Origin of the sequence: Roseovarius sp. MBR-78, assembly GCF_040547535.1 — a bacterium.
Taxonomy (GTDB): Bacteria; Pseudomonadota; Alphaproteobacteria; order Rhodobacterales; family Rhodobacteraceae; genus Roseovarius.
Genome location: NZ_JBEPPX010000001.1, coordinates 103,926 through 126,675, shown reverse-complemented (window position 1 = coordinate 126,675; position 22,750 = coordinate 103,926). Strand labels below are relative to the sequence as shown.

Here is a 22,750-nt window from a genome sequence, read left to right as displayed (position 1 = left end):
GGCGTCAGAAATAATCCACCGACACCTGCAACAGCCGCTCTACCGCCGCCACATCCGCCGCCAGCGCAAAGATCACCACCACGTCGCCCGCCTCGATGCGCATCGCGCCGGTGGGCTTGAACAGGCCCTCGGGCTTGCGCACGCCCCCCACCAGCACCCCCTCGGGAAAGTCGATGTCGCGCAGCGCCGTCCCTGCGATGGAGGAGGTCGACATCACCTCCGCCTCCAGCACCTCGCCCTCGGCATCGCCCACCGAATAGACACCGCGCACCTTGCCATGCCGGATATGGCGCAGGATCGAGCTTACGGTGGTGGCGCGCGGGTTGATATAGGCGTCGATCCCCAGCGGTTCCATCAGCGGCACCAGCGTCGGGTCGTTGATGAGCGCGATGGCAAAGGGGCAGCCCTCGGCCTTGGCGCGCACGGCGGCGAGCATGTTGGTCTTGTCGTCATCGGTCACGGCAAGCGCGGCATCGGCGCGCGCGATCCCCGCCTCGGCCAGGATCGCCGCGCCCAGCCCGTCGCCATGCAGCACGATCGTGCGCTCCAGTGCGTCGGCCGCAAGCTCGGCGCGGGCGCGGTCCTTCTCGATCACCTTGGCGCGGATGCGCCCGCCCTGCCGCGTCTCCAGCGATTGCGCCACCGACAGGCCGATATTGCCGCCACCGATGATGACCACGCGTTCCTGCCGGGCCTGCGCCTTGCCGAACACCTCGAGCGTGCGCGGCACATCCTCTACGGGCGCAAAGAGGTAGCAATCGTCCCCCTCGAAAAGCTGATCGCCGGGGTCGGGTGCAAAGAGCCGCCCGTCGCGGCGCACCGCCAGCACCACCACCCGCAGCGTCGAGAAAAGATCGCTCAACTGCCGCAGCGGGGTGTTGAGCACCGGGCAATCATCGTCAAGCCGCAACCCCAGAAGCTGCGCCTCGCCGCCCATGAACATCTCGGTATCGAACGCGGCAGGCATCGCCAGCCGCCGCAGCGCCGCCTGCGCCACCTCGCGCTCGGGGCTGATCATCACGTCGATGGGCATGTGATCGCGGCGGTAAAGATCGGTGTAGGCGGGATCGAGATAGGTCTGGCTGCGCAACCGCGCGATCTTGCGGCGGATGCCAAAGACCGAATGCGCCACCTGGCAAGTGACCATGTTGACCTCGTCGGAATAGGTCGCGGCGATGATCATCTCGGCATCACCTGCCCCCGCCCGATCAAGCACATCGGGATGCGAGGCAAAGCCCGTCACCCCCTGCACATCGAGCGTGTCGGTGGCGCGGCGCACCAGTTCGGGGTTGTTGTCGACGACCGTCACGTCGTTGTTTTCGCCCGAGAGGTGGCGCGCGATCTGCCAGCCCACCTGACCGGCCCCGCAGATGATGACCTTCATGCCGCTTGTCCCGACCTGATTAAGGCCGCCTGAATGACAGAACCCCGCAAACCGGTCAATGGAATTGTCCCCGCACCACCCTATCCTTCGGCGCAGGTGGCAAACACGCCGGTTTTGGCGCAGTCTGAGCCGGTCGCGATATTCATTTTATCGTTGCGGGCATGGCGTCGGACTCATGGCGGGTATGCAATCGCAAGGCTTGTATTGGTAAGTATAACTGACCATATGCGCCGTGCATTATTACATGTCCTCTATGTGCCTGTGTAACCCCACCTTCTCTCGGAAAGGAGCGTAAATCGATTGCCACTGTCGCGTCAAACCATCTCCTACACCCGGCTTTTCGACGATCTGCACGTCCTGCTTGCCGTGCATCGTTGCGGATCGATGACCCGCGCCGCCGAGGAGCTTGACACCACCACCTCCACCGTGTCGCGGCAGGTCGCGCGCCTGCGCGCCGAGTTGGGCATCTCGCCTTTCGTGAAATCCGATGGCGGATGGCTGCTCAACCCGCGCCTCGCGGCCTTGATCGAGACGTTCGAACATGCCGATGGCATGATCTTTTCCGAATTGACCCGCGTGATCGAAAGCGCCCCCGACGAGGCCCGCGACATCCGTATCGGCGCGCTGCCGTCGATCATTTCGCATGTGCTCGTGCCTGCCCTGGGCAAATTGTGGGACACCCATGCGCATCTGCGCCCGATCTTTGAAAACCGCGTCTACGAGGCCGGTCTTGGCATGTCGGATGTGGCGCTCGTGTTCTCCCTGCCCGAAAGCGGGCGGCTCAAGACCCGGCGCTGCGGGGCATTTCCCTTCGCGCTCTACGCGCCGCGCGGCTGGCAAAGGGGCGACGGCTGGGCCAGCCTCACCGACCGCTACGCCGCCCAATATGCCGAGGCGCGGGGCACCTTCTTCGGGCGCGAGGCCGCGCTCAAGGCCGACAGCTTTGCCCAGATCATCCCGGCGATGCAAAGCCTACGGCTGGCCTGCGTGCTGCCCACGGTGATGGCCGCAGACGCGCCCGATCTTGTCCACATTCCGGGCAGCGGGCTGGACGTGACGCGCGATCTTCACCTCATCTATCACGAGAGCCGGAGCGACGACGAAGACCTCCGCGCCGTCGTGACCTGGATCTTGCGCCACATGTCCACTTTGCCCAACCCGGCAGAGGATTTGCGCGATATGCAAAGCCATGTTCGCACAATTAGCGGTTGAATTAACTGGGGCCTGCCGTCACCCTCACGGACAATAGACCAAAAAACGAGGCGGTGATGCAACAGGCACTTATCCAGACCGCGGGCCTCCTGAGCAGGCTCTGGCTCGCGGTTTTCTTCATGGCCCATGTGGTCGAACATCTCTCGCACGGGACGGTTGGCGCTTTCGGTTTCGGCATCGAAACCCACACCCCCTTGCTCGACACCGTCGCGCTCGGCTTTTTCGCGATGGTGAGCCTGTGGCTGCTGCTCGGCATCTACAGCCGTGTCATCGCGACCACGGGCATGGTGATCCTGACCACCGCGATCGTGCTGCTCGGCAACCCGGTGCTGAGTGTCGCGCTTGTCGCCGCGCTGCTCGCCACGGTGATCCTGGCCTTCACCGGGGGCGGGCCGCTGCGGCTGCACGCGGGCGGCTGGCAGTTGCGCGACAGCCTCTGACGGCTACTCCGCGGCGGCTGGATCGTCGCGGTCGCCGCGCGCAGGCGGCACCACGCCCAGCGATTTGAGCTTGCGATGCAGCGCGCTGCGCTCCATGCCCACAAATTCCGCCGTGCGGCTGATATTGCCGCCAAAGCGGTTGATCTGCGTCACCAGGTATTCGCGCTCGAACGCCTCGCGCGCCTCGCGCAGCGGCATCGTGGCCACGCTGCCCGACACGATCACGCGCCCCCCCTCGGACGGGGCCGCTGCCTCGCCGGGCAATTCCGAGGCCGCGATCGCATCGCCGCCATCGCCAAGGATCAAGACCCGCTCGATCACGTTGCGCAACTGCCGCACATTTCCGGGCCAGCCCATCGTCTGCAACAGCGCCGCCGCCTCCTCGCTCAGCGCGCGCCGGGGCAGGCCTTGGGTTTCGTGCAAAATCTCGATGAAATGCTCGGCAAGCTGCGGGATGTCCTCGCGCCGCTCCTCCAGCCCCGGCACCCGGATCGGCACCACGTTGAGCCGGTGATACAACTCGCGCCGAAAGCGGCCCTCGGCGATATCCGCCTCCAGATCGCGGCTGGTGGAGGAAATCACCCGCAGATCGACCTTGATCTTGTCGGCCCCGCCCACGCGCGCGAATGTCTGATCCACCAGCACGCGCAAGATCTTGGATTGCGTGCCCGGCGGCAGGTCCGCCACCTCGTCGAGATACAGCACCCCGCCATTGGCCTGCTCCAAGAGGCCCGCCGTCACCCCGGTTTCCGCCGCCTCGCGGCCGAACAGCACCTCTTCCATGCGCTCGGCGGCGACGGCGGCGCAGTTGACGGTGACAAAGGGCGCCTCGGCGCGGGCCGAATTGGCGTGGATATAGCGCGCGGCCAGTTCCTTGCCCGATCCCGACGGGCCGGTCAGCATCACCCGCCCGTTCGAGCGCGTGACCTTGTCAAGCTGGCCCAGAAGCGTGCGAAACCCCGGCGAGGTGCCCAGCATCTGCGAGGGCGCGGTCTCGCGCCGCCGCAGCGCCTGGTTCTCGCGGCGAAGCCTGCTCGCCTCCATGCCGCGCCGGATCACCACCAATAGCTGGTCGATGTTGAACGGCTTTTCGATGAAGTCATAGGCGCCCTGCTTGATCGCCGCCACGGCAATCTCGATATTGCCATGACCCGAGATGATGATGACCGGGATATCGGGATGGTCGCGCTTGACCGTCTTGAGAATGTCGATGCCATCCATCTGGCTGTCCTTGAGCCAGATATCGAGGATCATAAGGCCCGGCGGCTCGGCCCGGATCGCCGCCATCGCCTCGTCGGAATTGGCAGCGATGCGCGTGCCATAGCCCTCGTCATCCAGAATATCCGAGATCACCTCGCGAATGTCGCGCTCGTCATCGACGATCAGAATATCGCTCATACCACCCTCACCTCTTCCTCACTCTGCCGCAGGGGCCTCTGTCTCAGCCGCGCCGCTCTCGCGCAACGGCAGGCGCACCACGGCGCGCGCCCCGACGGGCGCTGCTTCCGCAAACGGGTCCGCATCCTCAAGCACCAGCGTGCCGCCATGCTCCTCGATGATCTTCTTGACGATGGGCAGGCCAAGGCCGGTGCCCTTGGCGCGCGTCGTCACGTAAGGCTCGAAAAGCCGCGCGCGGTCGTCGGGCAGGCCGATGCCGTTGTCGGAAATCGCAATCACGGCGTCGCCACCCTCCACCCGGCTCTCGATGCGGATGGTGGGCACATGCCCTTGCGGCACGCCCGCCTCGTAAAGGCTCTCGATCGCCTCGCCCGCGTTCTTGATGAGATTGGTGAGCGCCTGCCCGATCATCGCCGCGTCGATCTCGGCCATCAGATCCGCCTCGCACAGGTGCAGATCGAAGCGGGTGTCGGGCTGGCCCGCCTCCTGCAACATCACCGCCTCGCGCAACACCGATGCAAGGCTCGCAACCCGCGTCTTGGGCTGCGGCATCCGCGCGAATTTCGAGAATTCATCGACGATATGGCGCAGATCATTGGTCTGGCGCACCACCACATCGGTCAATTCGCCCAGTTTTTGCGCCTCCGCCTCGGGCAATTGCCGCGAGAACTTGCGCTTGATGCGCTCGGCGCTCAGTGAAATCGGCGTCAGCGGGTTCTTGATCTCGTGCGCGATGCGGCGCGCCACGTCGCCCCAGGCGGCCATGCGCTGCGCGCTCACAAGCTCGGTCACGTCGTCAAAGGCCACCACGTAGCCCTCGCGCCGCCCGCCCTCGCCCGCACGGGTGGACATGCGCACCAGCAGGTTTTCCTGCCGCCGCCCGCGCGTCACCGCGATTTCCTCCTGCACGAAGCCGGCGGGGGCCTGCATCAGCCGCGCGAACAGCGCCGCGAATTCCGGCACCGCCACCGCCAGCGCCAGCGATTGCTGATCCTCACGCCAATCCAGAAGCCGCTCGGCGGCGCGGTTCACGAACGTCACCCGCCCCTGCGCATCGAGCCCCACCACGCCGGACGAGACCGAGCCCAGCACCGAATCAAACAACCTGCGCCGCCGCTCGATCTGGCGCGTATTGGCCAGAAGCCGGTCGCGCTGGCCCTTCAACTGCCGCGTCATCTGGTTGAAATAACGGCCCAGCTCGGCGATTTCGTCATCGTCCTCTTCCTCGCGCACCTGCGTATCCAGATCGCCCTCGCCCACGCGCTGCGCCGCGCTTGTCAGCCGCCCCACGGGCCGCGCCAGACGCTCGGCAAACCACATCCCCAGCCATACCGCCGCGAGGATGAGGATGAGCGCGAAGCCAAAATAGACCAGCCCGAACTCGAACAGCACGCGGCCCCGCTCGCTCTCGCGCCGCTTGTAGAACGTCGCGGTTTCCTGCGTGTCGTCGAGAAGGTTGAGAATATCGCCATCCACCCTGCGACTGACATAAAGCAGCCGGTCGACAAAGGCATCGAGTGGGATCAGCGCGCGAAACTCGTCATTGTCCCAGTCGCGGATCACCAATTCGCCCGCCTCGCGCGCGGCGGCGATCTCGGCCTCGGACGGGCGCTCGAAATCGAAGAGGTAAGAGCGCTCGCCGCGGGCGCGGATCTCGCCGGTGCCGTCGATCACGAAGGCCTCCTTGAGGCCGCGCTGAATCTCGCGCTGGCCTGATGAGAGCACCTGCCGGATATCGCCGTCATCCATGTAGACCGAGGCGCGGCGCGTGCCGTCGATCACCCGCGCCAGCACGTTTGCATCGGCCAGCAGGTCGCGCCGGTGCTCTTCCTCATAGGCCTGGGCTGCGGCAACAGAGCTGTCGACCACGCGGCCCACACGCTCTGAGAACCACGCCTCCAGCCCCATGTTGATCGACAGCATCGCGAACACCGCCACCGCCACCGTGGGCAAGAGCGCCATAACCGCGAACACGCCCGTGAGCCGCAGATGCAACCGCGATCCCGCCGAGCGCGAGCGCCGCGCGGCGATCATCCGTGCCACCCGTTGCAGCACGAGGCCCGCCACGATCAGCACATAGATCATGTCCGACAGCAGCACGAGCCGAAGCGCGCCCGACCCGGCCCCCCGGTCAAGCGGCCCCATCACCATGAAGGTGAGCACCGCCAGCGCCGGGCCAGTCAGCACAAGGCCGAAGGCACCCCAATTGCGCAACTGTCGGACACGACCGGGCCGAAGCCAGCCGCGCCGACCTGCACGCAATGCGCGTGTCACCTCGGCCACGCAAATCCCCCATCATTCGGTGGGCGCAACCGGATAAACCACAGTATCTTGGGGCCAGCGCCGGATATGCGCCCTGATTGTCACAGGTCTGTTGCCTGTTTACATCAATTTGCGACGACGAGTCACGCGAATATCCAGATCGGTGATCTTCTTGCGCAGCGTATTGCGGTTGATCCCCAGCAGCTCGGCACAGCGAATCTGGTTGCCGCCCGTCGCCTCCAGCGCGATCTCGATCAGCGGGGCCTCGATCTCGCGCAGGATGCGGGCGTGCAGGCCCGGCGGCGGCAGATCGGTGCCGTGCAGGTCGAAATACCGCCGCAAATGCGCGGCCACGGCACCGGTGAGCGTCTCCTTGCGGCCAGGCTGCATCACCGGCTCGGCGCGCGGCTGGGTGCCGATGATGGCAGCGATCTCGGCGCGGGCTACCTCCTCGCCCTGCGCGGTCAGCGCGATCCGGCGCACTGCGTTTTCAAGCTGGCGCACGTTGCCGGGCCAGCCATAGGCGCGCATCATCTCCAGCGCATCGGCGGAAAAATGCCGCTCGGGCGCGCCGGGGCGCGGGTCATGGCCCAGGAAATGCTCGGCCAGAAGGCCGATATCCTCGATCCGCTCGCGCAGGGGCGGCACCTCGATCACCACCCCGCTCAGCCGGTAATAGAGATCCTCGCGCAGCCGCCCCTCGTCGAGCGCGGCTGCGGGCGGCACCCGGCTTATTGCCATGAAGCGCGGCGCGTGCGCGCCCGGTGCCTCCATCATCCGCACCACGCGGCCCTGTATCTCGGGCGGCAGGTCACTCACCTCGTCGAGCACCAGCGTGCCGCCACGCACCCGCGCCATGACCTGCGCCGGACCGTCCAGATCATGCAGATCCGCCGCCGTCACGGTAACAAAAGGCAGGCTGCGCCGGTCGGAATAGTCATGGATCGCACGCGCCACCAGCGTCTTGCCTGTGCCCGACTCGCCGCAGATCATCACCGGCAGATCGGCATGCATGACCTGCGCCACCACCTTGTAGAGCCGCTGCATCGCGGCGCTGCGCCCGATCAGCGGCAAGTCCTCGGGCCGCTCATCCGGCGCGGCCCGCGCCACGCCCTGCTCGCGCGACGCCAGCGCGCGCGCCGTGCGCTTCATCAGGTCGGGCAGATCGAACGGCTTGGGCAGGTAATCGAAGGCCTCGGCCTCGGCAGCCTTGATCGCGGTCATGATGGTGTTTTGCGCCGAGATCACGATCACCGGCAGGCCGGGCCGGTCCTGCGCGATCTTGGGCAGCATTTCCAGCCCGTTGCCATCGGGCATCACCACATCCGAAATCACCACGTCGCCGCGCCCCTCGGCCACCCAGCGCATCAGCGTGGTCAGGCTCGACGTGGCATGAACCCGGCACCCCGCCCGAGTCAGTGCCTGCGTCAGAACCGTGCGGATCGTGCGGTCGTCATCGGCGACCAGAACCGTGCCATCCATACCTTAGCCCTCCCTCTCCGGCGCATCCGCGCGTTGCAGCGAAATGCGAAACACCGTGCGCCCCGGCACCGAGTCGACCGAGATCCAGCCGCCATGCTCCGAGATGATCTTGGCCGCCAGCGCCAGCCCCAGCCCGGTGCCGTTCTCGCGCCCCGACACGAAGGGCTCGAACACCTCTTCGGCGATGTCGGGCGGCAGGCCGGGGCCGTCGTCGATGATCTCGACCTGCAAGGGCAGCGCCAGCCCCGCCCCGTCACCCTGCCGCACCCGCAGCGCGCCGTCGTAATAGGTATGGAGCCGGATCGTGCCACGCCCCCCCGGCGCGGCCTCGGCGGCGTTCTTGAGAAGGTTGAGCACCACCTGCAAAAGCTGATCCCCGTCGCCAAGCGCGGGCGGCAGCGAGGGGTCGTAATCCTCGACAAAATTCATGCCGGCGGCGAACCCCACCTGCCCCGAGCGCCGCGCCCGGTCGAGCACATCGTGCAGGTTCACCCGCCGCAGCACCGGGCGGATGACGTTGCCGAACTGCTCGACCCGGTCCAGAAGTCCGACGATGCGGCGGCTCTCGCCGACGATGAGATCGGTCAGCTCGCGATCCTCGGCGCTGGCGTTCATCGACAAAAGCTGCGCCGCCCCGGTGATCCCCGCCAGCGGGTTCTTGATCTCGTGGGCCAGCATCTCGGCCATGCCGATGGCCGAGCGCGCGGCGGCCTTGACGCCGCTTTTCTGCGCCATGCGCCCGGCCAGTTCGCGCGGGGACAAGAGCACGAGCATCTGCCCCGGTGCCCCCATGAGCGGGGCCACCTGAAGATTGCACAGCACCGGCGCGCGCGCCCCGGTGCCGATATCGACATCGTTGACGAACAAGGGCGCGCCGCTGTCGCGGGCGCGCGCAAACGCCTCTTCCAGCGGCGCATCGACGGCCAGCCGGTCCCAGAGCGGCTCGCCCGCCACCGCGCGCTGCGACACCAGCAGGAACCCCTCCGCCGCCGGGTTGATTCGCACGATCCGGTCATCCGCATCGACCACCAGCGCCGGGATCGGCAGCGAGGCCCAAAGTGGCTCTTCCTCGCTCATGCCGCGCACCGCAGCCCGACCGCCTCGGGCAGAAGCCGCACCACCTGCCCCGCTGCGGCAGTCAGCACGGCGCGGCGCAGATGCGGCGGCGTGCCCGCGTGATCCATATACCAGCCCAGATGCTTGCGCGCGACACGCCCGCCAAGCTCCGCCCCGTAAAAGCCCAGCATCGCCTCGTAATGCCCGGCCACCATCTCGGCCAGCGCCGCGCCGCGCGGCACCACGGGCGCAGGCGTGCCGTAAAGCGCGGCCGCCACCTGCGCCAATATCCAGGGGCGGCCCCGCGCACCGCGTCCGATCATCACGCCCGCCGCCCGCGCGCCCGCCCGCGCCCGGAGTGCCGACTCTGCATCGACAATATCGCCGTTGGCGATGACCGGGAGGTTAACGGCTTGGGAAATTTCCGCGATCGCCGCCCAATCCGCACGGCCCTCGTAGAACTGGCACCGCGTGCGCCCGTGCACCGTGATCATCGCCACGCCCCCGCCCTCGGCGCGCCGCGCGATCTGTGCCGCGTTGAGGCTGGCATGATCCCAGCCCAGCCGCATCTTGAGCGTCACCGGCACATCGACCGCCCCCGCCACCGCCTCGATCAGCCGCAGCGCGTGGTCGGGGTCGCGCATCAGCGCCGAGCCAGAGGCCCCCGCGCCGCGCGCGCGCGTCACCTTCTTCGCCGGGCAGCCCATGTTGATGTCGATGATGCCCGCACCCTCGCCCGCCAGCATCCGCGCCACCTCGGCCATCGGCCCCGCCTCGCAGCCCGCGATCTGCACCGCAGCATTGGCCGCGCCAAGGCCCAGCTCCGCCTTTTCTCGCACGCCGGGCCGCGCGCTCAGCATCTCGCGGCTGGCGATCATCTCGCTCACCACCAGCCCTGCGCCGAACCCGCTCACGAGGGTGCGAAACGGCAGGTCGGTGATTCCGGCCATCGGGGCCAGCAGCACCGGCGGCGCGATGGGTCTGTCGGCGAGTGAGAACATCCTTGCCCAATCCTTGTGCAACGCCTTTCTTCTAGCCCCTCACCCCGGCGCGCACAACGCAACAAGGGCCAATTCTGCCCTCGGACCGATGCAATTGCCTAATATATGGGCACATATCCCGGCATTGCGCTTACCCGCGCCGCGCCGTAATCAGGGGGCATGACAGTTGCCGCCCTCATCGTCGCCGCAGGCCGGGGCACTCGCGCGGGCGGGGCGTTGCCCAAGCAATGGCAGCCCCTCGCGGGCAGCCGCGTGATCGACTGGACATTGGCCGCGCTCGCGCCCTTTGTCACACGCAGCGTGCTCGTACTGCACCCCGATGACATGGACCGCGCGCCCGAGGGCGTCGAGGTGACGGCGGGCGGGGCCACTCGGGCGGCCTCGGTGCGCGCGGGGCTGGAGCATCTCGCGCGGCACGGCACGCCGCCGCGCCGCGTCCTCATCCACGACGCCGCCCGCGCCACGCTGCCCGCTGCCGTTGTGCAGGGCGTGCTCGATGCCTTGCGCGCCGGTGCCGCCGCTGCCGCCCCCGCGCTGCCCGTGACCGATGCGCTCTGGACAGGGGGTGATGCCCGCGTCACCGGCACGCAGGACCGCGACGGCCTCTTTGCCGCGCAAACCCCGCAAGGCTTTGATTTTGCGTCTATCCTCGCCGCGCATCGCGCGCATCAGGGCGATGCGCCCGACGATGTCGCCATCGCCCGCGCCGCCGGTCTGCCGGTCACGATCACGCAAGGCGACGCCGACAATCTCAAGATCACCCATCCCGGCGATATCGACCGGGCCAGCCGCATCATTGGAGGGCAGATGGATATTCGCACCGGCACCGGCTTTGACGTGCACCGGTTTGGGCCGGGCGATCATTGCATGCTTTGCGGCGTGGCCGTGCCGCATGAACGCGGGCTTCAGGGCCATTCGGATGCCGATGTTGGCCTCCACGCGCTGGCCGATGCCATTTATGGCGCTTTGGCCGAAGGCGATATCGGGCGGCATTTTCCGCCCTCTGATCCGCAATGGAAAGGCGCCGAGAGCCATATCTTCCTGCGTCACGCGGTCGGGCTTGCCAGCGGAAAAGGGTTTCAGATCAGCAATATGGACATCACTCTTATCTGCGAGCACCCCAAGATCGGCCCCCATGCCGAGGCCATGCGCGCGGCGCTCGCGGCCATCACCGGCGTCGCGCTGGAACGCGTCTCGGTCAAGGCCACAACGACCGAGCGCCTCGGCTTTACCGGTCGGGCCGAGGGCATCGCCGCGCAAACCGTGGTCACATTGGTGAAGACATGCGTATAACCCATTTGATTACAACGTTTTTCTATGTTGGCCACATCCGCCCCGCACCCGGAACATGGGGCTCACTTGCCGCGTTTCCTGCCGCCTGGGCGCTCCATACGCTTGGCGGACCGGTCCTGCTGGCGCTAGGCGTGGTCGTAGGCTTTACTTTAGGATGGCTGGCCACGCATCTGGAAACAAAGGGAAAAGACAATCACGACCCCTCCGAGATCGTGATCGACGAGGTCGCGGGGCAATGGATGGCCTTCCTGCCGGTTTCCATCGGCGCAGCGCATGTGGGGGCCGCGCTCACCGCGCTCTGGCCGGGCTGGATCGTGGCCTTCTTGGCGTTCCGCCTGTTCGACATCTGGAAACCGGGGCCGATCGGCTGGGCCGACCGGCGCAATGACGCGCTTGGCGTGATGCTCGACGACATCCTCGCCGGGATCGCGGCGGCGCTCTGCGTGATGCTCGGCGCATGGCTGGCACATGGGGCTTTCGCATGAGCATTGCCGCGCAAATCCTTGATCTTGCTAAAGAACGTGAGGTCATGATCGCCACCGCCGAGAGCTGCACCGGCGGCATGGTGGCGGTGGCGCTCACCGATGTGGCGGGCTCTTCGGCGGTGGTGGATCGCGGTTTTGTCACCTATTCCAACGCCGCCAAGTTGGAAATGCTCGGCGTCGCCCCCGCCACGCTCGCCGCCCACGGCGCGGTGTCCGAAGAGGTCGCGCGCGAGATGGCCGAGGGCGCGCTGGCCCATAGCGCGGCGCAGCTTGCGGTGTCGATCACCGGCATCGCCGGGCCGGGCGGGTCAGAGCACAAACCCGAGGGCCGGGTGTGTTTCGGCCTTGCGATGACGGGCCACCCGACGCAGACCGAGACCCGCGATTTCGGCGCGCAAGGCCGCGCCGAGGTGCGCCGCCTGACCCGCGACCACGCGCTGACGCTGCTGCACGACGCGCTTAGGCGCGCTCAGCCGTAAAGCGCCTGCGCGCGGGTCTCGAATGCGCGCACCACGCGGCGCATGGCCTCGAGGAAAAATATCTCTGCCGCCGATTGCAACAGCCTGTTTCGAAGCGCGAAATCCACGTCAAAGGCCACTTCGCAGCCGCCCTCCACATCCCGGAACGCCCAGTTGGAGCGCATATGATGGAACGGCCCGTCCAGATATTCCGTCTCGATCCGCAGCGCCTCGGGCCAGAGCACCACGCGGCTGCCGAATCGCTCGCGGAACACCTTGAAGCTGATCACAAGATCTGCCTCCATCACCTCGGCACCATCCTCGCGCGGGGTCACGCTGCGCACCCGCGCCGCCGCCGTCCAGGGCAGGAATTCGGGATAGCGCGCCACATCGGCCACCAGCGCATACATCTGCGCCGCCGTGTAGGGCAGCACCCGCGTCTCGGAATGTGATGGCATGGTGCCCCCGGTTTTCTGCGTGACAGTGGCGCGGTTTGTCCTAGACTGGCGGCGAAAATTCAAGGGGAAGACATGCCGCAGCGCGCCTATGTGATCGACAAGCTCATCTCGGCCAAGAGCATCGCCGCCCGCATCGAGGCGCTCTCGCACGAGATCGAGGCGGAATTCGCGGGCACCGAAAAGCTCATCGTTGTGGGGCTGTTGCGCGGCTCGTTCATCTTCATCGCCGATCTGGTGCGCGAGTTGGATTTGCCGGTGGAGGTCGATTTCGTCGAGACATCGTCTTATGGCAATGCGATGAAATCGAGCCGCGAGGTGCGTATTCTCAAGGACTTGCGCGGCGAAATTGAAGGGCGTGACGTGCTCGTGGTCGAGGATATCGTTGATACCGGCCACACGCTTGCCCATGTCCTGCACCTGCTGGCAAGCCGCCGCCCCGCGCGCCTGCGGACCATCGCGCTGCTGGACAAGCCGTCGCGCCGCGAGGTCGATATCCGCGCCGACTGGACCGGCTTCGAGATCCCCGATGAATTCGTGGTGGGCTATGGCATCGACTACGCGCAGCGCAACCGCAATCTGCCCTATATCGGCACGGTGCGGTTCACCGGGGCATGAACATCACCTGGCTGTTGCGCATGGCGCGCTGGGCGCGCCGCCCGCCGGGGCCGCGCACGGTGCGGCTGTGGCTCATCGTGATTGGCCTCGGGCTGGCCATTGCCGGGATCGAGCTGTTTTTCGGCTGGCCCGAGGCGCTGACGCTGGAGCCGCGCCGCTCGATCCTGCGGCCCTGAACCTTCCGGCCAATAACGGGCCAATTCCGCCTGTCACCCCGAATTGTTTCAAAATTGAGAACAATTGCACCTGTTGCTCACGCGCCGCTCTCTGCGGATTGATGGCCGCGTGACCGCATTAACGCTTTGTCACCGGCGCAATCGGCGTAAAATTGCTTATATTGAAGATATGATTTTCTTGGGGGGAACGATGTCCGCGCAGATCACATCCTTATGGCACCTAACATGCGCGCTGTTTCAGCGGCTTGCCGCCACGCTTATCGTCCTGACCGCGCTGGGCCTTCTGGCCGCCACCGGGGCCGCCGCTTTCGGTGCCTTGCCCTGGCTCGAATTCGAGGCCGCGTTCGGCGGCACCACCTACGCCAATGCAGGCCAGATCGCGCAGATCGGCCTCACGGTGCTGGCGGTCATGCTGTGCTTCTACCTGCCTGCCAACGGGCGGATCATGGCGCTCGAAACCTCGCATCGCCGCTTCGGCATCGGGATGCACGACATCGCGCGCGCCTATCACGCCGCGCACACCGCCGACCGCGAGGGCGTATTTCGCCTCTCGTCGGAATTCGACGCGGTGCGCGAGCGGCTGGCATACCTGCGCGAGCATCCCGATCTTGGCGGGCTGGAGCCGGACCTGCTCGAAGTGGCGGCGCAGATGTCGCATATCAGCCAAGAACTGGCCGATATCTATTCCGAGGACAAGGTGGCCCGCGCCCGTGCCTTTCTGCGCCAGCGGCAGGAAGAGGTGGCCGCCTTCAACGACCGGATTGAGCGCGCCAAGGCGATCAGCCAGGAATTGCGCCACTGGGCGCATGAGGTCGAGCTTGAGGAAAGCGTGGCCGCCAGCCAGCTTTCGCGCCTGCGCGAGGATATCCGCACCGCCCTGCCCGAGCTTGGCATCGAGGATATCCTGCGCGCGGATGGCACCGAGAACGGCACCGTGATCGACATCCCCCGCAAGGCCGCCGAATAGACGCGCCGCAGATCGCGTTTGACGCAGCGCGCGCGCTGGGGCATGTGAGCGGGCATGGCCAAAGCGTCTGCCACCTTCACCTGCACCGCCTGTGGTGCTGCGCATTCCCGATGGTCGGGGCGGTGCGACGCGTGCAACGCGTGGAACACGATCCAGGAGGAGGCCCCGCTCTCCTCCGGGCCGCGCGGCCAGAGCCTTGGTGCCGCGCGCGGCGCGGCGCTTACGATCACCGATCTCTCCACCGAGGAGCCGCCACCGCCGCGCACCCGCTCGGGGCTCGATGAGCTTGACCGCGTGCTGGGCGGCGGGCTTGTGCCATCGAGCGCGGTGCTGGTGGGCGGCGATCCGGGCATCGGCAAATCCACGCTGCTGTTGCAGGCCGCCGCGCGCTTTGCGGGGGCGGGGCTATCGACGCTCTATATCTCGGGCGAAGAGGCCAACGCGCAGGTGCGGATGCGCGCGCAGCGGCTGGGGCTGGAAAATGCCCCCGTGCGCCTTGCCGCCGCCACCAGCCTGCGCGACATCCTCACCACGCTCGACGCCGAGCGCCCTGACCTGGTGATCATCGATTCGATCCAGACGATGTGGTCCGACAGCATCGATTCGGCACCGGGCAGCGTGTCCCAGGTCCGCGCCGCCGCGCATGAGCTGACCAGTTTTGCCAAGCGGCGCGGCGCGAGCGTCATCCTCGTGGGCCATGTCACCAAGGACGGCCAGATCGCGGGGCCGCGCGTGGTCGAGCACATGGTGGATTGCGTGCTCTATTTCGAGGGCGAGCGCGGGCATCAGTTCCGCATCCTGCGCTCGGTCAAGAACCGTTTTGGCCCCGCCGACGAGATCGGCGTGTTCGAGATGACCGGCAGCGGTCTGGCCGAGGTCGCCAACCCCTCGGCCCTGTTTCTCGCGGGGCGCGGCGCGCCCGCCCCCGGATCGGTGGTGTTTGCCGGCATCGAGGGCACGCGGCCGGTTCTGGTGGAGGTGCAGGCGCTGGTCGCACCCACGCCCCACGCCCAGCCCCGCCGCGCGGTGGTGGGATGGGATGGCGCGCGGCTTGCCATGATCCTCGCCGTGCTCGAGGCGCGCTGCGGCATCCCGTTCGCCGGGCTCGATGTCTATCTCAACGTGGCGGGCGGCCTGCGCATCACCGAGCCTGCCGCCGATCTCGCCGTCGCCGCCGCGCTGCTCAGTGCGCGCGAGGACGCCCCGATTCCAGCGGAAACGGTGATTTTCGGGGAAATCAGCCTGTCGGGCGCGCTGCGCCCCGTGGGTCAGACCGAAAACAGGTTGAAAGAAGCGCAAAAACTTGGTTTCACATCGGCAATCGTTCCGTCGGGCGGCAAACCCGGTGGCAAAAGCGGCCTCAGCCTGACCCGCATGGGCGATCTGACCGCGTTCGTGGGCGAGGTTTTCGGCGCCGGATAGGCGCGCGGCAGGGACAGGACGAGGTATGGACGGGTTTACCATCATCGACGGCGTCGTGGCGCTTTTCATCGTGGTCTCGGCGCTTCTGGCCTATTCGCGCGGCTTCGTGCGCGAGGCGCTGGCCATCGCGGGCTGGGCCGTGGCGGGGGTGGTGGCCTTTGTCTTTGCCCCGCAGGTGGAACCGCTGGTCAAGGAAGTGCCGGTGGTGGGCGAATTCATCGCCGACAGTTGCGAATTGTCGATGATCGGGGCCTTCGCGGCGGTGTTCGCGGTGGCGCTCATCTTGGCCTCGCTCATCACGCCGCTGTTTGCCTCGCTGGTGCAGCGCTCGGCGCTCGGAGGGCTCGATCAGGGGATGGGCTTTCTCTTTGGCGTGGCGCGCGGGGTGTTGCTCGTCGCGATCGCCTATTTCGTCTATGATACGGTGATGTCGGCGCAATCCATCGCCATGATCGACGATAGCCGCTCGGCGCGCATCTTCTCGCAACTCACCGATGCGGTGGCCTCGCAAGAGCCGGAACAGGCGCTGGGATGGATCACCGCGCAATACGAGCAGCTTGTCGGCAAGTGCGACGCGGCCTGAGTCGCTGTGCGCGTGTCGGGAGGTGGGGCGGTGCCCGAGGGGGTAAGTCAGGCGTGATCAAGTGTCATGTCAGTTATTGGCTTCAATAAACGAGCCGCGCGGGGACGAAGCCTTGAACGCCCGCCCCCTGCCCCGCACCGCACACATGCGCATCAGCCATGCCCCCGTGACCGACGGATGACCTAACGTCACCCACGCGCCGCAAGGCCGCTCCATTCGTGATAGTTTCGTGACACTGGCCCGCCAAGCGCGTAAGAGGGGGCCAAGCGACATCAACGGATTCGGAGCCTGCCCTTGTCCCTGTCCGGCATCATGCCCCCCGCCCACCCGTTCGACGACGACAAGCTGCGCGAGGAATGCGGCATATTCGGCGTCATCGGCCTCTCGGACGCCGCCAATTTCGTGGCCCTCGGGCTTCACGCGCTGCAACATCGCGGCCAGGAGGCCGGCGGCATCGTCAGCCACGACCCCGAGATCGGCTTCAACTCGGCGCGCCGATTCGGCTATGTGCGCGACAATTTCACCCGCCAGAGCCTCATGGAAACGCTGCCCGGCCCGCTTTCCATCGGCCATGTCCGCTATTCCACCTCCGGCGCCAAGGGCCCGACGCAGATCCGCGACGTGCAGCCCTTCTTTGGCGAGTTCTCGATGGGCGGGGCGGCGATTGCCCATAACGGCAACATCACCAATGCCGACGCGCTGCGCCGCGAATTGATCGAGCGCGGCTCGATCTTTCAGAGCGGCTCGGACAGCGAATGCATCATCCACCTGATGGCGCGCTCGCTGCAACGCAACATCGTTGAGCGGATGGAGGATGCGCTGCGCCGGGTCGAGGGGGCGTTTTCCGTGGTCGCGATGACGCGCTCCAAGCTCATCGGCGTGCGCGATCCGCTGGGCGTGCGCCCGCTGGTGCTGGGGCAGTTGGGCGAGGGCTGGGTGCTGTCATCGGAAAGCTGCGCGCTCGACATCATCGGCGCGCGCCTCGTGCGCGAGATCGCCCCCGGCGAGATGGTGGTGATCTCCGCGAAGGGCGGCGTCGAGAGCCATTTCCCCTTCCGCCGCCGCAAATCGCGCTTTTGCATCTTCGAGCATGTCTATTTCTCGCGCCCCGATTCGCTCATCGGCGGGCGGTCGGTCTACGAGACCCGCCACCAGATCGGGGTGGAGCTTGCCCGCGAAGCCCCGGTGGAGGCCGATCTGGTCTGCCCGGTGCCCGATAGCGGCACGCCTGCGGCGATCGGCTTCAGCCACGAATCGGGGATTCCCTTCGCGATGGGGATCGTGCGAAATCAATACATGGGCCGCACCTTCATCGAGCCGACCGAGCAGATCCGCAACATGGGCGTGCGGCTCAAGCTCAACGTCAACCGCGCGCTCATTGAGGGCAAGCGGGTGATCCTGGTGGATGACAGCGTGGTGCGCGGCACCACCTCGCGCAAGATCAAGGAAATGATCCTCGATGCCGGTGCGGCGGAGGTGCATTTCCGCATTGCCTCGCCGCCCACGGCCTGGCCCTGCTTTTACGGGGTGGATACGCCGCAGCGCGAGAAACTGCTCGCCGCCACCATGTCCGAGGAGGAGATGCGCGAGCATCTCGCCGTTGACAGCATCCGCTTCATCTCGCTCGACGGGCTTTACCGCGCGGTCGGCGAGGCGGGCGGGCGCGACAAGGCCAGCCCGCAATATTGCGATGCCTGCTTTTCGGGCGACTACCCCGTCGCCCCCTCGGACCAGATCGAAAAGGGCTTCGCGCTGAAGGCCGCAGAATAGGCAAGGCCGGTCTGCCATCGGCAAGCTTCCGCCGCAGCGCAGAATATCCGCTTTATCCCGCCGTGCTGCGGGCATAGTGGCCGTGGTCCGGGCAACACTTACGGGACCACCATGACAGACCAGACCGAAACCCCCGCCGCCACCCTCGCGGCGGCGACTCAGCAAGGCGCGCTGCCCGCCGGGCGGCTCAGCCTTCTGGGCACGCTCCACGGCCCGCAAAGCGCCCGCGCGCTGATGCGCGATGGCGGGCGGGTGGCCAGCGTCACCACCGGCGACCGCATCGACGGGGCCACCGTGGCCGCCATCGGCGAGGGCGTCGTGATCCTTGCCCGCAACGGGCGGGCAGAACGTCTTGCCCTGCCCGGCACATGACCCGCGCGCAAGGGATGACCACATGAAAAGGCCGCCCCCGATAACCGGGGGCGGCCAGATCCGTTCTCGGGGGGGTGCGGCGCGCCTCAGCTGCGCGCGCGCAGCGCCGTCCAGCCGCCCCAGACCACCATCGCCGCGATGACGGCCTTGACCGCATCACCCAGCAGGAACGGGGCCATCCAGTAGGCCCAGAGATCGGGTGCGCTCTTGCCCAGGGCCAGCGCGGGCCAGGCGAGGCCGGGAATGTAGATGAACGCCGAGAGCAGAACGCCCACCAGCGCCGTCGAGAGCACCCCGCGCGCCAGACCACGCTCCACCGCGAGACCGGCAAGCCAGGCCATGCCGACAAAGCCGTAAAGGAAACCGGCGGTCGGCCCGACCAGCGCGGCACCGTTCATGCCGCCCGCGAAAACCGGCAGCCCCATCGCGCCTTCGGCCAGATAGGCCAGCAGCGTCACCGCGCCGAGGCGCGACCCAAAGGTGAGGCCCACGATCAGGATCGCCAGCGTCGAGAGCGTCATCGGCACCGGGAAGAACGGCACGGCGACCTGTGCGGCCAGCGCGATGAAAAGCGATCCGCCAAGGACCAACCCTGCCTTGCGCGTCAGGGTGTCGTGGCCATGCAAGGCCTGTGTCAGTGTTTGTGCGCGCATTCCGCGTCCTCCTTTTCCCGTATCCACCTGACTTTTTCGCCGCAGCGCGTCAAAAGTCAAGCGATTGTCCTTGATCCGGTGACGAAGGGGTGGGATTTGGGCGCAATGACCGATCCGCACACATCCCCCCTCGCCCTTGTGACCGGGGCCTCGCGCGGCCTTGGCGCCGCGTTGGCCGAGGCGCTGGCCCCGACGCATCATATCGTTGCCGTGGCGCGCACCACCGGCGCGCTCGAAGAGCTCGACGATCGAATTCGCGCCGTGGGCGGGCAGGCCACGCTCGCACCGATGGACATCACCAAGCCCGACGCGATGGCTCAGCTTTGCCGCTCGATCCATGATCGCTGGGGGCGGCTGGCGCTCTGGGTGCACACGGCGGTGCACGCGGCCCCGCTAAGCCCCGCCGATCACGTCGATACCCGCGATTTGGAGCGTTCCATCGCCACCAATGTCGCCGCCACCGGCACGCTGATTGCCTATGTCGCGCCGCTTCTGGGCCGCGACGGGCAGGCGGTGTTTTTCGACGATTCGCGCGCAGGCGGGAAATTCTTTGCCGCCTACGGGGCCACCAAGGCGGCGCAGATCGCGCTCGCCCGAAGCTGGCAGCTTGAGGCCGCGCGGATCGGCCCGCGCGTCCATATCCTCGCGCCTGCGCCGATGGCCACCGCCACCCGCGCGCGGTTCTTTCCCGGCGAGGATCGCGCCGCGCTTGCCCATCCCCGCGACGAGGCGGCCCGGCTTCTGGCGCAACTCGCCTGACGGGCGGGGGGTGCGGTCGCGCGCGCTCTACCCCGTCGCCATCACGCGGGTCTGCCCCTCACGCGGGAAGGGCACCAACCGCCCGGCGTCTTCGTCCCAGAGCTTGAGGGTAAAGCTGCGCAGCGCCTCGGGCCAGTGGATCGGCGCGTGGCTTTGCAAGTGTTCAGGCAAATCCTTCTGGCAGCGGCGCAGGTTATAGGACGGGATCGCGGGGTTGTAGTGATGCAGGTCGTGATAGGCAATATTGCCGGTGCCCAGATCCCACCACCAGCCCAGATCGAGCGAGCTTGACCCCACCAGCGTGGCGCGGCGGAAATCGAGATCGGGCTTGCGGTCCCAATATGTCTCCTCGAAATTGTGCTGGAGATAGACGAGGAACACGCCGATCATGCCCCCCAGGATCGAGGCGGCAAACCACGTGGCCAGCCCGGCCATGCCCAGCCCGGCCCATATCGCCACGAGCAGCCCCGCGACCATCAGGTTATGCACGATGACCCCGCGCGCGCCGACATCGCGGGTGTTGCGCGGCCAGCGATAGGCGATGAAATAGGTCAGAAACGCCCCCAGCGGCAGCATCAGCGCCGGGTTGCGGTAAAGCCGGTAGCGAAGCCGCGCCCACCACCCCGCCTGCTGCCATTCGCGCAGGGTCATGGTATGAATCTCGGTGGTCTCGCGGTGATCGAGATTGCCGAGATAGGCGTGGTGCATGTTGTGATTGTGCTGCATCACCCGGTAGGGCGTGAACGAGAACACCGAGAGCAGATAGCCCGCGAGGTCATTGGCCCGCCGCGTGGCAAAGAGCGAATGATGCCCGCAATCGTGCTGAAGCACGTAAAGCCGCACCGAGGCGAAGGCGAGCATCACCACCGCCGCAACGGCGGCAATCCACATCCCCGCCGTCACCGCCCAGGCCCCGGCCACCAGCGCGGCCCCGTAAACGGCAAGTGTGGTGCCCAGCGACAGCGCGCCGCGCGCGTCGCTCTTGGCGGTGTAGGGTTTGAGAAAGGCGCGCATCTCTGCGGTCTGGTCGGTCGCGATCACTTTGCCCTCCTTTTGCTGTCACGATACCGGGTCTGCCTGCCGCGCGAAATTGACGTTCGCGTGACGGGCGGTCACGCCGCCTCGGCAGCCACCCCCCGGATGCGCGCGATCATCGCGCGCAGCCCGTTGGAGCGCTGCGCCGACAGATGCGCATCGAGCCCAAGCCGCGCCAGTTCGGCCTGCGCATCGACGCGCACAACCTCCGAGACCGGCAGATCGTTGTAGAGCGCGCGCAGCACCGCGATCAGGCCGCGCACGATCATCGCGTCGCTGTCGCCGTCAAAGCGAAAGTGCCCGCCCGCGATCTGCGGATGCAGCCAGACCTGGCTGGCGCAGCCATCAACCTTGGTGGCGGGCACCTTGAGCGCCGCGTCAAGCGCGTCCATCCGCCGCCCGTAATCAATGACATAGCGATAGCGGTCTTCCCAATCCTCCAGGAAATCGAAATCGCCCACGATCTCTTCGAATGCCTCGGTTGCCATGCGTGTCTCCCGGTCTGCCTTTCAGAGGTAGGCGCGCGCGCCCCCGAGGTCCAGCCCCCGCTTGCACCTTTTCAAGCGGGGTGCGGTAGGATAGACATGACCCGATTGCGATGAGAGGTTTGGGCATGAAACGGCGGGTGTTCCTTGGATTAGCGGCGGCGGGGGCGCTGGCGGGCTGCGGCGGTTTCCGCGAGTCGCGCGCCAATCCGCGCAACTGGTTCGGGCGGAGCCGCGCGCGCAGCCGCAAGCCGGAGGCTGCCCAAGAGCCCGTCAACCCGCTCATCCCCAAGAAAGAAGAGACCGGCCTGTTCGACCGGATGCGCGAGGAAAAGCCCTATGAGGGCACATTCGTGGCCGAGGTGACCGATCTGGAAATCGAGCGCGCCAGTGGCGGGGCGATCATCCGGGTGCGCGGCCGCGCCACGCAGCAAGAGATTTACGATGTGCGCCTCGTGCCCGACGACCCCGATGGCGAGCCAATTGGCGGCGTGCTCGGCTATCAACTCCGGGCCGTGCATCCGGTTGACGCGCCGAACCGGCCGCGCGAGGTTCTGGCGGCCGTATTCGTATCCGACAAAACCCTTGAAAATGTGCGCGAAATTCGCGTGCGGGGCGCGCAGAACGAGCATGTGAGCCGCCGCTGAGCGACCTGCCGGACCGGACCTCGCAGGCTTGGTCGGTTGATGATCCGGCGGGTAGGCACGCCTACCGTCTGTCGATATGCCGGGCGCGGCATCGCATGGCGCTTGTTCGGAACCTGACACAAGGTGCCTGATGCTGCACGGGGAACGCTCAACGCCTGTTGCTGTCGTTGGGGGCTTATCCCCCGCGCGGAACAAGGCGCGCCTTGGCGCGCCGCCGCGCGAGCGCCCGTCCGCCCCCTCGGGCGGGCGCTTTTGCAACGTGGCATCCCGCACAATCGTTCAAGTATTCTGCGCCATAAAGCGCATTCCACAACCGTTTCAGCGCCCACCCGGCGGT

General features: G+C 67.0%; 24 protein-coding genes. 14 read left to right on the top strand and 10 right to left on the bottom strand.

The window, feature by feature from the left end:
* Window positions 1–4: 4 nt before the first annotated feature.
* The gene (trkA, locus tag ABIE58_RS00650) at window positions 5–1,384 is read right to left on the bottom strand and encodes a Trk system potassium transporter TrkA (protein WP_354542739.1); all 1,380 of its coding nucleotides are present in this window, start codon (window positions 1,382–1,384) and stop codon (window positions 5–7) included.
* Between the two features lie 300 nt (window positions 1,385–1,684).
* On the opposite strand from trkA, the gene ABIE58_RS00645 reads away from it, so the two are divergent.
* Window positions 1,685–2,596 (top strand): LysR family transcriptional regulator, encoded by a 912-nt coding sequence (locus ABIE58_RS00645; protein ID WP_354542738.1) that lies wholly within the window; start codon window positions 1,685–1,687, stop codon window positions 2,594–2,596.
* A gap of 56 nt (window positions 2,597–2,652) precedes the next feature.
* Window positions 2,653–3,036, top strand: a complete 384-nt coding sequence (locus tag ABIE58_RS00640) for a hypothetical protein (RefSeq protein WP_354542737.1) — start codon at window positions 2,653–2,655, stop codon at window positions 3,034–3,036.
* Window positions 3,037–3,039: 3 nt separating this feature from the next.
* Here the strand turns inward: ABIE58_RS00640 and ntrX are convergent, their stop codons facing one another.
* The 5 genes from ntrX to dusB form a co-directional block, all read right to left on the bottom strand.
* A complete protein-coding gene (gene ntrX / locus ABIE58_RS00635; protein WP_354542736.1) occupies window positions 3,040–4,434 on the bottom strand; it encodes a nitrogen assimilation response regulator NtrX in 1,395 nt (464 codons plus the stop codon).
* 18 nt (window positions 4,435–4,452) lie between these two features.
* Window positions 4,453–6,708: a sensor histidine kinase NtrY-like gene (locus ABIE58_RS00630; RefSeq protein WP_354542924.1), complete on the bottom strand. Its 2,256-nt coding sequence runs from the start codon at window positions 6,706–6,708 to the stop codon at window positions 4,453–4,455.
* 108 nt (window positions 6,709–6,816) lie between these two features.
* On the bottom strand, window positions 6,817–8,178 hold the full coding sequence (locus ABIE58_RS00625; RefSeq protein ID WP_354542735.1) for a response regulator: 1,362 nt from the start codon (window positions 8,176–8,178) through the stop codon (window positions 6,817–6,819).
* Window positions 8,179–8,181: 3 nt separating this feature from the next.
* Entirely contained in the window at window positions 8,182–9,255 is a 1,074-nt protein-coding gene (locus ABIE58_RS00620; protein WP_354542734.1) for a two-component system sensor histidine kinase NtrB, read from the bottom strand.
* Window positions 9,252–10,235, bottom strand: a complete 984-nt coding sequence (dusB, locus tag ABIE58_RS00615) for a tRNA dihydrouridine synthase DusB (protein ID WP_354542733.1) — start codon at window positions 10,233–10,235, stop codon at window positions 9,252–9,254. The genes ABIE58_RS00620 and dusB overlap by 4 nt, the downstream gene beginning before the upstream one ends.
* A 159-nt stretch (window positions 10,236–10,394) precedes the next feature.
* Between dusB and ispF the strand changes: the two genes are divergently transcribed.
* The 3 genes from ispF to ABIE58_RS00600 are packed head-to-tail and all read left to right on the top strand — an operon-like array spanning window position 10,395 to window position 12,492.
* The gene (gene ispF, locus ABIE58_RS00610) at window positions 10,395–11,528 is read left to right on the top strand and encodes a 2-C-methyl-D-erythritol 2,4-cyclodiphosphate synthase (RefSeq protein WP_354542732.1); all 1,134 of its coding nucleotides are present in this window, start codon (window positions 10,395–10,397) and stop codon (window positions 11,526–11,528) included.
* A complete protein-coding gene (locus ABIE58_RS00605) occupies window positions 11,519–12,013 on the top strand; it encodes a phosphatidylglycerophosphatase A family protein (RefSeq protein ID WP_354542731.1) in 495 nt (164 codons plus the stop codon). Before ispF ends, ABIE58_RS00605 begins: the two co-directional genes overlap by 10 nt.
* Entirely contained in the window at window positions 12,010–12,492 is a 483-nt protein-coding gene (locus ABIE58_RS00600; RefSeq protein WP_354542730.1) for a CinA family protein, read from the top strand. The genes ABIE58_RS00605 and ABIE58_RS00600 overlap by 4 nt, the downstream gene beginning before the upstream one ends.
* On the opposite strand, the gene ABIE58_RS00595 is transcribed toward ABIE58_RS00600, so the two are convergent.
* On the bottom strand, window positions 12,483–12,929 hold the full coding sequence (locus tag ABIE58_RS00595) for a type II toxin-antitoxin system RatA family toxin (protein WP_354542729.1): 447 nt from the start codon (window positions 12,927–12,929) through the stop codon (window positions 12,483–12,485). The two genes, ABIE58_RS00600 and ABIE58_RS00595, sit on opposite strands and share 10 nt — an antisense overlap.
* 72 nt (window positions 12,930–13,001) lie before the next feature.
* On the opposite strand from ABIE58_RS00595, the gene hpt reads away from it, so the two are divergent.
* The 7 genes from hpt to ABIE58_RS00560 all read left to right on the top strand — a co-directional run bounded on the left by hpt (window position 13,002) and on the right by ABIE58_RS00560 (window position 18,834).
* Window positions 13,002–13,544, top strand: a complete 543-nt coding sequence (hpt, locus tag ABIE58_RS00590) for a hypoxanthine phosphoribosyltransferase (protein WP_354542728.1) — start codon at window positions 13,002–13,004, stop codon at window positions 13,542–13,544.
* A complete protein-coding gene (locus ABIE58_RS00585; RefSeq protein WP_354542727.1) occupies window positions 13,541–13,720 on the top strand; it encodes a hypothetical protein in 180 nt (59 codons plus the stop codon). The genes hpt and ABIE58_RS00585 overlap by 4 nt, the downstream gene beginning before the upstream one ends.
* Window positions 13,721–13,910: 190 nt before the next feature.
* Window positions 13,911–14,687: a DNA repair protein gene (locus tag ABIE58_RS00580; protein WP_354542726.1), complete on the top strand. Its 777-nt coding sequence runs from the start codon at window positions 13,911–13,913 to the stop codon at window positions 14,685–14,687.
* Between the two features lie 54 nt (window positions 14,688–14,741).
* Window positions 14,742–16,109, top strand: a complete 1,368-nt coding sequence (gene radA / locus ABIE58_RS00575) for a DNA repair protein RadA (protein WP_354542725.1) — start codon at window positions 14,742–14,744, stop codon at window positions 16,107–16,109.
* 25 nt (window positions 16,110–16,134) lie between these two features.
* Window positions 16,135–16,692, top strand: coding sequence for a CvpA family protein (locus ABIE58_RS00570; RefSeq protein ID WP_354542724.1), 558 nt, complete (start codon window positions 16,135–16,137; stop codon window positions 16,690–16,692).
* Between the two features lie 312 nt (window positions 16,693–17,004).
* Entirely contained in the window at window positions 17,005–18,462 is a 1,458-nt protein-coding gene (purF, locus tag ABIE58_RS00565; RefSeq protein ID WP_354542923.1) for an amidophosphoribosyltransferase, read from the top strand.
* A 111-nt stretch (window positions 18,463–18,573) separates the two neighbouring features.
* Window positions 18,574–18,834 (top strand): type II secretion system protein N, encoded by a 261-nt coding sequence (locus tag ABIE58_RS00560; protein WP_354542723.1) that lies wholly within the window; start codon window positions 18,574–18,576, stop codon window positions 18,832–18,834.
* 86 nt (window positions 18,835–18,920) lie between these two features.
* Here ABIE58_RS00560 and ABIE58_RS00555 read toward each other — a convergent pair whose 3' ends face one another.
* A complete protein-coding gene (locus ABIE58_RS00555; protein ID WP_354542722.1) occupies window positions 18,921–19,487 on the bottom strand; it encodes a biotin transporter BioY in 567 nt (188 codons plus the stop codon).
* A 105-nt stretch (window positions 19,488–19,592) separates the two neighbouring features.
* Here ABIE58_RS00555 and ABIE58_RS00550 point away from each other — a divergent pair, with 105 nt between their 5' ends.
* A complete protein-coding gene (locus tag ABIE58_RS00550; RefSeq protein ID WP_354542721.1) occupies window positions 19,593–20,246 on the top strand; it encodes an SDR family NAD(P)-dependent oxidoreductase in 654 nt (217 codons plus the stop codon).
* A 27-nt stretch (window positions 20,247–20,273) separates the two neighbouring features.
* On the opposite strand, the gene ABIE58_RS00545 is transcribed toward ABIE58_RS00550, so the two are convergent.
* Together ABIE58_RS00545 and ABIE58_RS00540 are read right to left on the bottom strand one after the other, a co-directional pair.
* The gene (locus tag ABIE58_RS00545) at window positions 20,274–21,260 is read right to left on the bottom strand and encodes a fatty acid desaturase (RefSeq protein WP_354542922.1); all 987 of its coding nucleotides are present in this window, start codon (window positions 21,258–21,260) and stop codon (window positions 20,274–20,276) included.
* Window positions 21,261–21,358: 98 nt separating this feature from the next.
* Window positions 21,359–21,769, bottom strand: coding sequence for a SufE family protein (locus ABIE58_RS00540; protein ID WP_354542720.1), 411 nt, complete (start codon window positions 21,767–21,769; stop codon window positions 21,359–21,361).
* 125 nt (window positions 21,770–21,894) lie between these two features.
* Here ABIE58_RS00540 and ABIE58_RS00535 point away from each other — a divergent pair, with 125 nt between their 5' ends.
* Window positions 21,895–22,413, top strand: a complete 519-nt coding sequence (locus ABIE58_RS00535) for a hypothetical protein (RefSeq protein WP_354542719.1) — start codon at window positions 21,895–21,897, stop codon at window positions 22,411–22,413.
* Window positions 22,414–22,750: the final 337 nt, after the last annotated feature.